The 13,989-nt window shown below is 53.4% G+C and carries 18 protein-coding genes and 1 tRNA gene; 12 read left to right on the forward strand and 7 right to left on the reverse strand.

Annotation, left to right across the window (positions count from 1 at the left end; translation table 11 throughout):
- Positions 1-40: 40 nt before the first annotated feature.
- The 5 genes from fabD to ACZ51B_RS13500 all read left to right on the forward strand — a co-directional run bounded on the left by fabD (position 41) and on the right by ACZ51B_RS13500 (position 4,264).
- The gene (fabD, locus tag ACZ51B_RS13480; RefSeq protein WP_464293855.1) at positions 41-979 is read left to right on the forward strand and encodes an ACP S-malonyltransferase; all 939 of its coding nucleotides are present in this window, start codon (positions 41-43) and stop codon (positions 977-979) included.
- Between the two features lie 9 nt (positions 980-988).
- A complete protein-coding gene (gene fabG, locus ACZ51B_RS13485) occupies positions 989-1,720 on the forward strand; it encodes a 3-oxoacyl-[acyl-carrier-protein] reductase (protein ID WP_464293856.1) in 732 nt (243 codons plus the stop codon).
- A gap of 172 nt (positions 1,721-1,892) precedes the next feature.
- On the forward strand, positions 1,893-2,132 hold the full coding sequence (locus ACZ51B_RS13490; RefSeq protein WP_464293857.1) for an acyl carrier protein: 240 nt from the start codon (positions 1,893-1,895) through the stop codon (positions 2,130-2,132).
- Complete coding sequence (gene fabF / locus ACZ51B_RS13495) at positions 2,129-3,382, forward strand: beta-ketoacyl-ACP synthase II (protein WP_464293858.1); 1,254 nt, start codon at positions 2,129-2,131, stop codon at positions 3,380-3,382. The genes ACZ51B_RS13490 and fabF overlap by 4 nt, the downstream gene beginning before the upstream one ends.
- A 27-nt stretch (positions 3,383-3,409) precedes the next feature.
- Positions 3,410-4,264, forward strand: a complete 855-nt coding sequence (locus tag ACZ51B_RS13500; protein WP_464293859.1) for a tyrosine recombinase XerC — start codon at positions 3,410-3,412, stop codon at positions 4,262-4,264.
- Here ACZ51B_RS13500 and ACZ51B_RS13505 read toward each other — a convergent pair.
- Positions 4,261-4,626, reverse strand: coding sequence for a hypothetical protein (locus tag ACZ51B_RS13505; protein ID WP_464293860.1), 366 nt, complete (start codon positions 4,624-4,626; stop codon positions 4,261-4,263). The two genes, ACZ51B_RS13500 and ACZ51B_RS13505, sit on opposite strands and share 4 nt — an antisense overlap.
- 213 nt (positions 4,627-4,839) lie before the next feature.
- Here ACZ51B_RS13505 and ACZ51B_RS13510 point away from each other — a divergent pair, with 213 nt between their 5' ends.
- The 4 genes from ACZ51B_RS13510 (at position 4,840) to ACZ51B_RS13525 (ending at position 6,199) form a co-directional block, all read left to right on the forward strand.
- Positions 4,840-5,436 carry a sigma-70 family RNA polymerase sigma factor gene (locus tag ACZ51B_RS13510; RefSeq protein WP_464293861.1) on the forward strand — a complete coding sequence of 199 codons (597 nt, stop codon included), beginning with the start codon at positions 4,840-4,842 and terminating at the stop codon, positions 5,434-5,436.
- A gap of 43 nt (positions 5,437-5,479) precedes the next feature.
- Positions 5,480-5,659: a hypothetical protein gene (locus ACZ51B_RS13515; protein ID WP_464293862.1), complete on the forward strand. Its 180-nt coding sequence runs from the start codon at positions 5,480-5,482 to the stop codon at positions 5,657-5,659.
- 82 nt (positions 5,660-5,741) lie between these two features.
- Positions 5,742-5,999, forward strand: a complete 258-nt coding sequence (locus ACZ51B_RS13520) for a hypothetical protein (RefSeq protein WP_464293863.1) — start codon at positions 5,742-5,744, stop codon at positions 5,997-5,999.
- Entirely contained in the window at positions 5,996-6,199 is a 204-nt protein-coding gene (locus ACZ51B_RS13525) for a hypothetical protein (protein WP_464293864.1), read from the forward strand. The genes ACZ51B_RS13520 and ACZ51B_RS13525 overlap by 4 nt, the downstream gene beginning before the upstream one ends.
- An 8-nt stretch (positions 6,200-6,207) precedes the next feature.
- On the opposite strand, the gene ACZ51B_RS13530 is transcribed toward ACZ51B_RS13525, so the two are convergent.
- From ACZ51B_RS13530 to gatC, 5 genes are all read right to left on the reverse strand, one after another.
- Positions 6,208-6,441: a hypothetical protein gene (locus ACZ51B_RS13530; protein WP_464293865.1), complete on the reverse strand. Its 234-nt coding sequence runs from the start codon at positions 6,439-6,441 to the stop codon at positions 6,208-6,210.
- A gap of 89 nt (positions 6,442-6,530) precedes the next feature.
- Complete coding sequence (gene ispE / locus ACZ51B_RS13535) at positions 6,531-7,337, reverse strand: 4-(cytidine 5'-diphospho)-2-C-methyl-D-erythritol kinase (RefSeq protein ID WP_464293866.1); 807 nt, start codon at positions 7,335-7,337, stop codon at positions 6,531-6,533.
- On the reverse strand, positions 7,338-8,153 hold the full coding sequence (locus ACZ51B_RS13540; RefSeq protein WP_464293867.1) for a hypothetical protein: 816 nt from the start codon (positions 8,151-8,153) through the stop codon (positions 7,338-7,340). It lies immediately after the preceding gene.
- Between the two features lie 8 nt (positions 8,154-8,161).
- Positions 8,162-9,622: an Asp-tRNA(Asn)/Glu-tRNA(Gln) amidotransferase subunit GatA gene (gene gatA, locus ACZ51B_RS13545; protein WP_464293868.1), complete on the reverse strand. Its 1,461-nt coding sequence runs from the start codon at positions 9,620-9,622 to the stop codon at positions 8,162-8,164.
- Complete coding sequence (gatC, locus tag ACZ51B_RS13550) at positions 9,619-9,909, reverse strand: Asp-tRNA(Asn)/Glu-tRNA(Gln) amidotransferase subunit GatC (protein ID WP_464293869.1); 291 nt, start codon at positions 9,907-9,909, stop codon at positions 9,619-9,621. Before gatC ends, gatA begins: the two co-directional genes overlap by 4 nt.
- Positions 9,910-9,958: 49 nt before the next feature.
- Here gatC and ACZ51B_RS13555 point away from each other — a divergent pair, with 49 nt between their 5' ends.
- Complete coding sequence (locus ACZ51B_RS13555; RefSeq protein WP_464293870.1) at positions 9,959-12,184, forward strand: DUF255 domain-containing protein; 2,226 nt, start codon at positions 9,959-9,961, stop codon at positions 12,182-12,184.
- A gap of 24 nt (positions 12,185-12,208) precedes the next feature.
- A tRNA-Ser gene (locus ACZ51B_RS13560) sits at positions 12,209-12,296 on the forward strand.
- A 395-nt stretch (positions 12,297-12,691) separates the two neighbouring features.
- Here ACZ51B_RS13560 and ACZ51B_RS13565 read toward each other — a convergent pair.
- Positions 12,692-12,934, reverse strand: coding sequence for a hypothetical protein (locus ACZ51B_RS13565; protein ID WP_464293871.1), 243 nt, complete (start codon positions 12,932-12,934; stop codon positions 12,692-12,694).
- Positions 12,935-13,036: 102 nt separating this feature from the next.
- Here ACZ51B_RS13565 and ACZ51B_RS13570 point away from each other — a divergent pair, with 102 nt between their 5' ends.
- Positions 13,037-13,855: a TlpA family protein disulfide reductase gene (locus ACZ51B_RS13570; protein ID WP_464293872.1), complete on the forward strand. Its 819-nt coding sequence runs from the start codon at positions 13,037-13,039 to the stop codon at positions 13,853-13,855.
- Positions 13,856-13,989 lie beyond the last annotated feature (134 nt).

Raw genomic sequence — 13,989 nt, forward strand, 5'->3', positions numbered from 1 at the left:
GTTCTTGTGGGGGATTCAAAAAGGCGGTACCCTGTTGCCCATGATCGCGGTCGTTTTTCCTGGACAAGGGAGTCAGAAGCCCGGTATGGGGCGAGAGTTGGTGGAGCGTAGCGGGGCTGCGGCTCTGGTGTTTGATCGGATTGGGGATGCGCTTGGTATCGATGTTCGCGCGCTGTGTTGGGAGAGTGATGAGGAGACGCTGCGGCAGACTCAGAACGCTCAGTTAGCGCTTTACAGTTGTGGTGTGGCGGCTTGGGCGGCTTTACAGGAGTCTGCCGGTGATTCGCTGAAGGTTTTTGCTACGGCGGGGCACAGTGTGGGCGAGTATGCGGCATTGGCAGCTGCGGGGGCTTATAGCGTTGAAGAAGGTGCCAAGTTGGTGCGGACGCGTGGGAACCTGATGGCTAGTGCTGGGAAGACGGCTCCTGGGACGATGGCGGCGGTTCTTGGTTTGGATCGCGCGGAGTTGGAAGCGGCCTGTGAGGAAGCGGCTGGGTTGGTTGTGGTGGCGAACGACAACTGTCCTGGGCAGCTTGTGATCAGTGGCGAAGTGGACGCGGTCAAGCTTGCGGGCGAGATCGCTCAGGCGAAGGGTGCGAAGCGTGTGTTGCCTTTGAATGTGAGTGGCGCTTTCCACAGTCCGCTGATGGCTGAACCTGCTCGGGAGATGGCTGTTGCTTTGGCGGATGCCAAGTTTGCTGAGGAGTCGGTTCTTAAGGTTTATTCCAACGTCACCAGCGAGATCGTCTCCAATATCTCCGACTGGGTGAAGTTGTTGGAAGAGCAGTTGGAGAACCCTGTCCGTTGGACGGAGAGTATTCAGCACATGTTGCGGGACGGGGTCACTACCTTTGTTGAGTGTGGTGGTGGCAATGTATTGAGCGGACTGATTGGTCGAATCGATAAATCTGCTTCGACTTTGCGTGTTGCGGATTCGGCCACACTAGACGAGACTCTTGCTGCGATTGCGGCTTCCTAAAGGATATCTATGCGTTTTCAAGATCGAATTGTTGTCGTTACTGGAGCCTCCCGGGGCATTGGGCGAGCTATTGCTGAGTCGTTTGCTAAAGAGGGGGCTATTGTTGCTTGTGTGGCGACCTCGATTGGCAATGCTCAGGCCACGGCGGATGCGCTGGGTGGGAAGGCGAAGGCTTATGCTTGCGATGTGAGTGATGTGACGGCTGTTGAGGCTTTGTTTGCTCAGATTCAGACGGAACTTGGGACACCTCATGTGCTGGTGAACAACGCTGGCATCACTAAGGACACTCTGGTTCTTCGGATGAAGGACGAGGATTGGGATCGGGTGATGGATGTGAACCTGAAGGGTTCTTTCCTTTGTATCCGCACGGTTGTGAAGACGATGATGAAGGCTCGCACTGGGCGCATTATCAACATCAGCAGCATTGTTGGTCAGACGGGCGCGGCTGGGCAGGCGAACTACGCGGCTTCGAAGGCTGGGTTGTTTGGACTTACCAAGTCTGTGGCCAAAGAGTTTGGTAGCCGAGGGATCACTTGCAACGCGGTTGCTCCTGGATTTATCGAGACGGACATGACGGAAGACCTTGGTGAGGACCTGAAAGAGTCTGTTAAGAAAACCGCTCCTGCTGGTCGTCTTGGGACACCTGCAGATATCGCGGCGGCGGTTATTTTCTTGGCGAGTGATGAGGCTTCTTATATCACTGGGCAGACGATTACGGTTGACGGCGGCCTGACACTTTAAGCAGGTTGAGTGCTGAGCATTGTGGAAACAATGCTCAGTTTTTTAAAAATTACTCTTAACAGTCGCGCAGGTTAGAATCTGGGCTGTTTTCATGGTTTTGGAGGCTTGAACGGCCTAAAAGATTGCGACCAGGCAACCAAACCAGTGTCTCAAAAATGGTATCTTCCGATCCATGTCGCAGGACATCTTTACAAGAGTGCAGAAGGTTACAGTCCAGGAACTTAGCGTCAAGGAAGAAGTGGTCGTTGAGTCCGCGTCCTTTACCGAGGACCTCGGCGCAGACAGCCTGGATGTCGTCGAATTAGTCATGGCTTTCGAAGACGAGTTTGGAATTGACATTCCAGACGAGGAAGTCGGCGAGATCAAGACCGTTGGAAACGCGGTCGAATACATTAGTAAGAAGCTGGGATGAGCGAACGGTTCGTCCCTAGCGGACGTGTTGTTGTAACTGGCATCGGTGTCGTAAGCCCTATCGGTACAGGACTTGAGCTTTTTAGTTCAAATCTCTTTGCTGGAAAGGGTGGCGTTGCTCGCATCGCTAATATTGACCCCGAGCCATATACAACGAAAATCGCGGCCGAAGTTAAGGACTTCAATGCCGAAGACTGGCTAGATAAGAAAGAAGCCCGCAAGGTCGATCGCTTTATTGCTTTCGGTGTTGGTGCGGCAACGATGGCCCTTCAAGACTCGGGCATCGTTCTCACAGAAGAACTTCGTGACGAGATTGGCGTCATGATTGGCTCGGGCATTGGTGGCTTAGGCTTCATGTACGAGCAGAACAAGATTCTTCTGGAAAGAGGTCCTTCCAGAGTTTCACCCTTCTGGGTTCCCTTTATGATTGCCGACATGGCAACCGGTTACGCATCGATTGTTCACGATCTTCGCGGACCTAACACATGCGTTACTACGGCGTGTGCCACCGGAACCCATGCCATTGGCGATGCCTATCACATCATCAAGCGCGGAGATGCCATTGGCATGTTGGCGGGAGGCAGTGAGGCGCCGATCAATGAGATCGGTATTGCTGCGTTCTGTGCGGCACGTGCGATGACCACACGCAATGATGACCCTGAGCATGCTTCTCGTCCATTTGACAAGCAGCGTGACGGGTTTGTGATTGCGGAGGGCGCAAGCGTTGTGATGCTTGAAGATCGAGCCTTTGCGGAAGCACGAGGCGCAAGGATTTATGGCGAGGTAGTGGGTTATGGTCTGAGCGGCGATGCTCACCATATTACGATGCCTCATCCAGAGGGAAGCGGAGCGACTCGGGCCATGAAGATGGCTTTGCGCAATGCTAACCTCAAGCCTGAGGACATTGACTACGTGAACGCTCACGGAACCAGTACGTATTACAATGACAAGTTCGAAACCATGGCAATCAAGGCCGGGCTTGGCGAGCATGCGTATAAGATCCCGATTAGTAGTACGAAGTCGATGACTGGGCATATGCTGGGTGCAGCGGGCGCGCTTGAGGCGGCTGTCTGTTTGCTGGCTATGAAGGAAGGGAAGGTTCCCCCAACGATCAACTACGAAGAACCTGATCCTGAGTGTGACCTCGACTACGTGCCGAACACGGCAAGAGAGGCAAACGTTGAGTATGCGCTTAGCAACTCGTTTGGCTTCGGCGGTCACAACGCCTGCCTTATCCTTAAGAAAGGCTAATGATCATCTGATTGAGGTTGGATAGCGATGTCCGACCTTGATCTGTTGATTCAGAAATTCCTCGATTCTCTATCGGTTCGTCGCTCGGCGAATACTGTTCGGTCTTATGGGAGCGATTTGGCTCAGCTATCAGAGCTGAATGAGGGCCAGATTGTGCTCACCACGGATCGGTTGAGGGCTTACCTTCGGAAGTATGGTGCGAGTCCGAAGACTCGTGCTCGGAAGCTGAGCACCCTACGGGCCTTTGTTCGGTTCCTGCGGGCTATTGGGGAGTTGGACCATGACCCTACGGAGCCTTTGGAGGCACCTATTCGTCGGAAGAACTTGCCGAAGGCGCTGAGTCAGGGGCAGACGGCGGAGATGCTGGACTCTGAGGATATTGGGAAGACTCCTTTGCGCGACAGGGCTTTGTTGGAGTTGATGTACTCGGCTGGGTTGCGTGTGAGTGAACTGGTGAGTATCGATTTGAATCAGATCGACTTTGCGAACCAGGCTGTTCTTGTTCGGGGTAAGGGGAACAAGGAGCGTGTGACTCTGTTTGGGAGCACTTGTGAGGCGGCGCTGAAGCTGTATATTTCGGGGGAGCGGGTGATGCCTGTTGAGGGGCATGCGCTTTTTACGAATCCGAAAGGGGGACGTTTGACGACCCGGTCTGTTCAGACTGTGGTGAAGAAGTGGGCGAGGAGCGTTGGGTTACCCGCTTCGGTTTCGCCGCATACGTTGCGCCATTCGTTTGCGACCCATCTGCTTGATGGTGGGGCCGATTTGAAGTCTGTTCAGCAGTTATTGGGGCATGAGAGCTTGGCGACGACTCAGATCTACACGCACGTCAGCATTGAGCGATTGCGTGATGCTGTGCAGAAGGCACACCCGAAGAGTTAGATCCAGGTGGATGCGCGGCGGAAGATCTTGTAGGTGACGGGTCTGCGTACGTGTCCGTACACGAAGTCCGGCCAGCCTGCCATGAAGTCGAGTTCGTAGTCTTCTGGGGGAGCGATGAGGACGAGGGGGATTTTGGATGCGACCGTGTGCGACATCTTTGCCATGGCGAACTTCTCATACCCGGCAATCTTGTTGGGCTCTGCCAATGTTGCAATTAGGTCCACAAAGATTAGGTCCGCATTGTCGCACTCTGCCAGTGCATCGGACCATTCTGCGAACGTGAGCAGTTCATCACTCGGATGAAATCCTTCTCGAGCGGCTGCTTCGAGTTCTGAATCTTTGGTTATGAGAACAAACTTCATGGTGAGTTAACTACTTGCGACACCAGAATACGCATAAAACGTGCCGTTCGGCGTGCGTAGACAGGTCCTAGCTCTATTTTTGCGTGTCAGTTGATTCAAATCATATCTATCAGCTTTTTCTTTTTGATATATCACAAATTCGTGATTATATTTATGTATCAATCAGTAAGCAACTATGTTACAATGATGAAGGCTTAGGCCATGAGGATCAAGATGACCACTCTCGAGTCAAATGAGATCGGCACTCCCATCCGGACCGACGAGGAGCAGCGGAATTTCCAGAACATGGTTTCCGAGACGAAACGTCGGGCTTATACGATGGCTTTGCAACTGACACGAAATCCATCCGACGCAGAGGATCTCGTTCAAGACACTTATATTAAAGCCTGGCGAGGCTTTGACAGCTACATGCCTGGTCGCCCGTTTCTGAACTGGCTTCTTCGGATTATGCAGCGCGCTTATCTCGATTCTCGGCGTCGAGACAATCCGATTCGGAAGGCGGAGAGTCTCAATTCGATGATTTCTCCAACTGATGGAGAGGTTCAGGAGCTTCCGATTTCGGATTCGGCTCCGTCTCCTGACGAGGAGCTGATTTATAGTGAGTTGCAGTCGGACCTTAAGACAGCGCTTCAGTTGTTGCCTGAGGTTTATCGGACTGCGATTACGATGTGCGACATTGAGGATCTCAGTTATGGTGAGATTGCTGAGTTGCAGAACACGACGATTGGGACGGTTCGGTCCCGCATTCACCGTGGTCGACGTCTGTTGCGAGACATCATTCTCCGCAATAATCTCACGCTTCAGCGTTGAGACCTGAGGATACGTTCTTGGTTGTCCGATGACAACGATAGCCATGAACGTATCATCCTCAACGGCATCCCAGGTCGCTCTTAGTGCGGCGCAGTCGTCCGATAATGCTTCTGGACCTAGCATGGTGATGTTGAAGAAGTCTTTGGACGCTCAACAGGACCAGGCTGCCCAGTTGCTGAAAATGATGGAAGGAAAGGGTCAGCAGCTCGATATTCGGGTCTGATTGCCTAATGTGGCTCTGGTAATGGTCTTGGGTTTGCCGAGTCCGTACATGTGAGAGCCGCTGAAAGGTAAAATCTAAGTTAGTGAGCGAGAAGAAGCCTTTACCGAAGCCTCTCTGGTACAAGAACACCTATTTTCTAATAGCTGCGGTTCTTGTGGTGCTAAGCATCGCGGGCCTGATCGGAGGCGATCCTGTTATCCGTGACCCTGGTCAGAAGCGCGAAGGCGGTCTCGCATTGCTTTACATCGGTGCATCCATCGTTATGTTTATCAATGGCATTCTCAGCCATAAACAGACTGTGCTGCAATACGAGGAAGAAACCGGAGGATTACCTGAATGATTACCTGTAGCTGTGGCAAAGCAATTGAAAAAATCCCTAACTGGCTGCAAGGCGTTAAGGTCGATTTTATCTGCAATAACTGCCCGAATCGAACCACCAAGAACATCGCCTTCGTCACCCTTCCCACTGAAGTTAAGGCTGTTGGCCTTGATGACGAAGACGAAGTCGAGATCGACGAGATCGTCGAAGACGAAGAGTAAGTGGTCGGTTAGGCCGTACGAGCCCTCGGTGCAATCATCATGATTTCGCCGGGGGTTTGTTTTACGCCTATCTGTGCTGCGCAGGCGGTGCACAGGAGTTTAGGGTCGATACTGGTGCCTGGAGCTGGGGTTACGTGCGCATGCAGTTGCCCATGCTCTAGCCATACAGAGGCGTCCTGGACATCTTCCTGAGTCAACAAGAATTCCTCTGTCATCTTTGGATCAATTGAACCCGGACTCATACGGTAAACCATACAGCAGATTCTGGTAATTTGTGCAGGTTTCTTTAGATGTACATGGATATTTCTCTCAATTTGCGCACAATTTTTGTCTAAATTGACTCGGCGCGCGAGAGTGTACGTACCGTCCAGACCTTGAGTTGGGTTTGACACGTTAGTGAAAGGGCTGCGTTTTGGGCGGATTCTTTCGTTTTAAACCGTCCAAAGACGACGGAGCCTGATCCTGTTAGGCCGGAATCGTCTGCCCCTAGATCCTTTAGGTTTGTGATGAGGGCTAGGCACTCTTGGGGTGCTACGCGTTCGAAGTCGTTATAGAGTTCGTCGCTATTGGGAAAGGGGCGCCACTCGTATTGGATACGGTCTAGGTCTCGGAACATTTGTGGGGTGGGGCATCCGATTTGGGGTCTTGCGAGTACTAGGTAGCGGGTTGGGAGGTCATCGAGTGGCTCTAGGATTTCTCCGTATCCTTTAGCGGATGCTCTACCGCCGAAGAGGAAGAAGGGGACGTCGGCACCTAGCTTGAGAGCTAGCTCGATGAGTCTTTCTTTGGGGATGGTATTCCCTGTTATTTCTTGTCCGATACGGAGTATGCCCGCTGCGTCGGAGCTGCCGCCACCTAGTCCGCTTTCGCAGGGGATTTCCTTTTGGAGTTTTACGTGCAGGGGTGGTAGTCCTATCTCGTTTTGGAGCAGAGAGATGGCTTTAGTGATGCTGTTTTCTGCGGGGAGCCAGCTTGCATTGGACTCGACTGTTGTTTGGGTGGCGAGTTGTATTTGCAGCGTGTCGCAGAGGTCTACAGCTTGGAAAATGGTTCTGAGCGGGTGCCAGCCGCGGGAATCGATGGGACCCACCGACAGGAAGGTATTGATTTTAGCCGGGCAGCGTACGGTCCAGTTCATCTATTCGTTGAGGTTGATTTTGGATTGGATATCTTCTGGGATGGGGGGTGGGACTACGCTGATTTGCTTGGGGTAGTTGGATAGATCGAGTTCTTCTAGGGCGTGGTCAATGGCTTCTAGTTGTGCCTTGGCTTCTGCGAGGGCTTCTAGGAAGTCTTGGCTGGGCATTTCGGGGGAACGGCCGACGAGTCTGTAGCCGATCATTTTCATCCTCAGGGTGTCGAGGGTGGTCATGTAGACGGCGGTTTGGGCTTCGGTGCGTTGGACTCCGGCCATGACTCCGGCGAATTGGCTACGGTATTCGGCGATGTTCTTATCGGCTAGTCGATAGAGCTCTTTTGATTGTGGGTCGTGCGTTTTGGCTTCCCAGGTGGGGGGCTGGCTGAGCATGTCCTTTTCCGAGGCGTGGACTTCATCGGCGATGATGTCTGCTCTTCGGAGTGCGACGTAGACGGATTGGCCGACTTCTCGAATGGTTTTGGGCATTTCTCGGAGTTCGGCGACCTGCTCTTTCCTCATCTTTTGGAGGACTTCTTCGAAGCGTGCGAGTCGATCTTGGCAGCCGTTCCAGAGGGCCTTCATGCGCTTGTTTCGGAAGCGCTTAGTTTCTGAGGCTGTCCAGGCGGTGACGCCGTAGGCTAGAGGGCAGAGGAAAAGGGCAGCTATGGTGAAGAGGGGCCAGCGTCCAAAGTCGTAGGGTGCCGTCATTTTCCACATGTAGGCAAAGAACAGGATCGGCGCGAGAATGAGCATCCTGCTGGGTTGCATCAGCTCTTTGACAAAGAGCCGCCTATCTTCGCGCCGAATATCGTCCATATTTTTAACTACGGTAGAGGAGGTCGTTTTACCGAGTCCGGTAGAACTCTCTCAACACCATACGCTGCCTGGAGCAGTTTTTCGTCTTGCAGCGGTGCAGCTAGCAACTGAAGACCTACTGGAAGTCCCTCTGAGAAGCCGCAGTTGAGTGAGATGCCTGGCATGCCGCCCATGTTGGCTGGGATGGTGCAGTAGTCCAGAAGCTTCATTGCCAGTGGATCTTTGTCCAGTTCGCCGAGTTTGAATGCGGTGACCGGAGAGGTTGCTGACAGTACGAAGTCGAACTGTTGGTAGACCTTCTCGAACTCGGCCTGCATCAGTGCTCGGACCTGTTGAGCCTTTAGGTAGTAGGCGTCGTAGTAGCCTGCTGATAGGGCGTAGGTTCCGATCATGATTCGGCTTTTGACTTCGTGGCCAAAGCCTTCTGCTCGCGTTTTTTCGACGACGCCGATGTGGCCTTTGCCTTGGCTTCGGGGGCCGTAGCGTACGCCATCGAAGCGTCCGAGGTTGCTGCTTGCTTCTGCTGGGGCGATGATGTAGTAGGTGGTGACGCCGTACTTGATGGACGGGATGGAGACCTCTTGGAACTCTACGCCTTCGGCTTTGAGCATTTCAATGGCGGCATGGATGGCTTCTAGGACGCCAGGGTTCATGCTGTCGTCGAAGAGCTCTTTGGGGAGTGCGACTTTGAGTCCCTTGAGAGTGCCGTTTTTGAGGTCCTTGCTGGAGACGGGGCCCATGTTGAGGGAGGTTCCGTCCATTGGGTCGTGACCGGTGGTCAGCTCTGCTAGGAGGGCTGCGTCTTCGACTGTGTGGGCGATGGGGCCGATCTGGTCGAGACTTGATCCGAATGCGATGAGGCCATAGCGGGAGCAGCGACCGTAGGTGGGCTTGTATCCGACGACGCCGCAGAGAGCTGCTGGCTGGCGGATGGAGCCACCTGTGTCGGAGCCGAGTGCTAGCGGGGCCATTTCGGCTGCTACGGCGGTTACTGAGCCTCCGGAGCTTCCTCCTGGGGTTCGGGTGGTGTCCCAGGGGTTGTGGGTGAGCTTGTATGCGGAGGTCTCTGTTGAGGCTCCCATGGCGAACTCATCGAGGTTTGCCTTGCCTAGGATGACGGCTCCGGCTTCTTTGAGTCGGCTTACTACGGTGGCATCGTAGGGTGGGATGTATCCCTTCAGAATTTTGGATGCACAGGTTGTTTCGAGACCGAGTGTTGAGATGTTGTCCTTGAGGGCAATGGGCACTCCGGTTAGGGGGCCTGCTTCTCCGGCATCGATCTTGGCTTGTGCGGCGGCGGCTCCGGCGCGTGCGAGGTCGGCATCGACCGCGAGAAATGCTCCGTAGGTGTCGTCGATCTTGGCAATTCTGTCAAGAAAAGCGTCCGTCACCTCGACACATGAAAGTTCCTTGGCAGCGAGTTTGCGTGCCAGGTCTGCGGCGGTTAGTTGGGTGATGGTGTCGCTCATTCCTCGATAATCATGGGGACAACAAAGAGCCCCGCTTTCGTCACTGCCCCATTGCGTAGGGCTTCTTCTCGTGGTAGAACGCTACCAGGAACGTCCTCTGACCAAACATTTTGCACGGCCACGGCGTGCGACTTCGGTTCGACTCCGGTAGTGTCGATAGACTGGATGTCTGCAAAGTGCCCAAGTAAAGCGTTAAGTTCGCCTTGTAAGGAGAGCATTTCGGCTTCTTCGAGCTCCAAGCGAGCGAGTCGCGCAACGTGCCGAACCTCTTCGAGCGAGATCGACATGGACCAAAGTGTAGCACCATACGCATAATCGAAAGGGAGACCCAGCCGCATGAGACAGTCCATATTTAAGGTAGCCAGTTCAGTTCTGGTGGTTTTAGTCGGAATGGCGATCTTCCGAAACACGTTTGAGCACCTGATTCCGCCTCCTGGGGCGAATAAGTTGGACGGCGAGATCGGTGAATTTCTTGAGCGTGCCACGCATCAGCCGGTGAACTGGTTGCCGTTTGCGGAGTCATCGTTTACGGACGCTCGGAAGAAGGCTAAGGCCGTGATCATGTTTGTTGGTTCCAGTGGTAGCACGAGCGCGCGGAAGCTGGATGAGGAAGTGTTTTCGGATCCAGAAATTGCGCGCCAGATCTCGCGAGACTTTGTGGCGATTCGGGTGGATGCGCTACAGAACCCCAAGTGGCTGAGTGTTTACCTACCCTTGCGGCGCGTGGACATGGGGGTGATGGATGGGTTTCAGATTTGGGTGTTTGACACGCATGGGCGCGCCATTGACTTTGTCGGTCGTGAGGACATTGCGAATGTGGCGGATCGGAAGGAGTTTCGACGGATCTTGATTCGGTTCCGCAATGCTTTTGTTGAAGCGGCCACGAAAGGTGGTACGGCCCAATACGAGCGGATGCAGTCAGCGGACATTGATACGATTGAGAAGGCGGGAGCGCGTTTGAATGCGAGTGAGCCGTTGTTTGAGGCGTTTGCAGACAATTTGTTGAACCATGGCGATCCGATTTCGGGTGGGTTTAGCAATCGTTTGGACCCGGCTTTTCTTCAGGTTGATCCGCTGCATGCAGGTTTTAGCGATGGCGGGGTGAAAAAGCTGACGCCTCTTGCCTGGAGTTACCTCGCTTGTGTGGGTGACCAAGATGCGCTGGTTCGGTCGATGAACCCGATTTTGCGTTCGCCGATGCAGGATGTTTTGAACGGTGGGTTTTTCCGGTTGATGCCTTCGAGTGCCCAGCATCGGGTGGAGTTTGACAAGGTTGCGACGACCAATGCTGAGATGGTGGAAGCCTTGGCGGTTGCTGGGAAGCTGTTTAGCAATGAACGTTATGAGCAGCTGGCCAAGAATGGTTTTGACTGGATGGTTCGGGATTTGGTTGACGGCAACCTTTTTGCGGCTTGCCAGGAGGGTGACGAACTTGGTCAGGGCCGGAGTGCTCGGTATAGCTTCTCGCCGCTGAAGCTGCGTGCCCACTTTGACTATGGCGAGCGAAGGTGGCTCATGAAGTACATGGGGTTGGTTGTTGAGGACAACCGGCTGATGATTCCCTATGAGACCTACGATGACGCTGCGCGCGACCCTGCTTGGCCGGGGATTGCGGAGCGGTTACGGCAGTGTGCTGGCCCTAAGCCTAAGATTAGCGGGAAGAAGCTGCTGGATGTGAACGGGCATGTTGTGGCGAAGCTGCTGAAGGTGGCACGCATGTGGGGCGATCGAGCACGGATTGACTCCCTAGTTCCTGTCATCGAGAGCTTGGATCAGTTTCGATTTTCGAACGACGTGGTGCATTCTATGGATCCTGCACCGGAGCCTGGGACGTATCTTGGCGATTACTTGGCCTATGCGGATGCGATGTTGGAGGACTATCTGACAAACGGTCGTGTGGATAGTTTCGAGCATGGAAGTCTGGTGTTGCAGCGGGCTTTGGTTTTGTATCGGGGCCGGGCGCGAGGTGAATATGTGTTGACGCAGCGGATGGGTTCTGCCGTGTTTCCAAGCGCCATTGACGTGCCGGAACTGATTGATAGTCCTGATGAGTCTTGCAACGCTCAGTTGCTCCGGTTGCTGATTGGATATGGCCGGCTGCATGGACGGACGCAGGTTGGGAAATACTTGCTGAAGCGGGCCGATGAGGTGATCAATCTGATGAACGGGGTGTTGCATTACCCGCTCCCCACCGATGCAGAGGCTGCAAGGAAGGGGACCATTTTGACGGCCATCGAAACCATGCGATCTTTGGCAGCCGATGAGATCGCTTCATCTCCCGGCGTGGCGGGTTATTTTAACGCTGCCGCCGAGCATTGCGACCCGGTTTGTGCGTTTGTGGTGGGGCCAGATGCTCAGGCGACGGCTGACAGCATGTGCCAGTTGAGGCCCATTCGGATGGTTGCTGTTGCCCAGGGACCCGTTCGGCAGGATCTTCAGGCCCGTGGGAAAGGGGTCTATATTGAAGGGCTTTCGGGGTCGATCGGGCCGATGTCTGCGGACGAGGCGCTGCTAAAACTGTCCTTGTTCTACAAGGTGTTCGGGGCAGAAAGAAAACGGTGAGCTAAATCTGCCATAATCTCCCCCGGAGAGGTCGCATAGTGGTCTAGTGCGCCGCACTCGAAATGCGGTAAGGGGCAACTCTTCGAGGGTTCGAATCCCTCCCTCTCCGCCACCGTCTATCCAAAAGCGACTCAGGACGTTGATCTTTGTATCTTGGAAGATCTTGTAACCTGTCTTCCGGGGGATCTGGATTCTCGGCATAGCGAACTCAGGTATTCGCTGATTCAGCTCTTCTGTTCTGAATGGAGGCGATTGCCGTCTGCGCTGAGTCTATCTGCAGTTGAACTGGCTTTTGCGTTATAAGCATATTCATTGGCACGATTGAACTCGCCTTAGCACGGAAACAGCAGTCTATGACTGCTCCGGTTTGAGCGTGGTGTGCAGTCGTGAACAACTTGAAAAGCGCGTTCATACCGCACTATGAATTGAAATCGGAACAAAACGTGATCTCCAGAATGCTCTACGTTGTCACGAGTAGCCGCTGAGCATGTGTCAATCGGTGGTGATTCACGTACTCAATGAGCATTTACCGAAGTCTCGGCAGAACAGCTCAATTGCGTAGTTAGGGTGAAGGCCCATATCCCTTGCGATGAGGTCTACCGACATACACTCCGTATAGTTCTGAGCAATGAACATAGCCATCTGGGACGACCTCTCCGCACCCGAGAGGCTCTCTGCGTCTGACAGCCTTTTGTCTCCAGGATTCTTGATGCTAAAGGGAAAGCCGGTGGAATTTGCCTTCGATTTCATGAAGTCGGTTTTGTATTGCGTTGCGCGTTAGCCAGCCGGGAGTAGATCAGGTTCAAAAGCACTTCATAACTGGTTCATGACTCGTCGCTAAACTTGTTATGCATGCAAGTTGCTAAAAGCCTCCTTCTCGTTGTTTCAGTTTTCGCTTTTCAGGCGTTCGCACCAGCTGAGACGGTCGAGGGACCGGTCAAGTCCTATGTGCGCGGCAAAGAGATCGTTCTCACATTGCAAAATGCCTCGGTTTCCTTTCAACTGAGCAAGAGCACAAAGTTTCTAGATGTGGCTGGAAAAGAGTGGCCAGGACTCGATGACCCGAAAGACGGCATTTGGTCCGTGTCTCAGTCTGTGACGGTGAAATATCACAAGAAGGGATCGGTGAACATTGCTGATTACGTTCAGTTTCCATACGGAAAAGTTGATCCGAGTCTCCTTAAGAAGGGTGATCCTGGTGAACCAGAGAACACCGAACCCGATAAACTGCCAGTACTGAAAATTAAGGAAGGGGGTGTCTCTCCCGAGTATCAGTTCCAGACCTTCAGCGGCAAGAAGCTCTCGAATAGATCTCTGCGAGGAAAGGTCGTAGTCCTTGATTTCTGGGCAACTTGGTGCGGGCCTTGCAAGATGATGTCTCCCGTCATGGAGAAGCTTCATCGTACATTTGCTAAGAAGGGAGTTGTCGTCATCGGTGTTTCGATGGACGCAAACCTTTCGTTGGCGAAGGACTATGCTTTGGAGCATAAGTACACGTTTGAGTTCGCTGGTGCGGGGAAACTTCCCGAAAGAATTGGAATCTCAGGCATTCCACTGGTCCTTGTTATTGACCAGAAAGGCATCATTCGCCATATTCACCCGGGATTTGAGGATTCGTCAGAGTCGGCTTTGATTAAGCAGGTCAGTAAGTTACTAGCAAAAGGGCAGTAAAGCGTACTGCTTTGCTTTTGGGAGAGGAGCAGGTGGGAGCTGAAATGGGTCTTTGCGAGGCTGACAAAGACGATTGAATTCTATTCTGATCAAAGAGTTTGTTCTATCTTGTCAGTCACTGACCCTTGTGGTTG

Source organism: Fimbriimonas sp. LA-C6, from assembly GCF_055398105.1.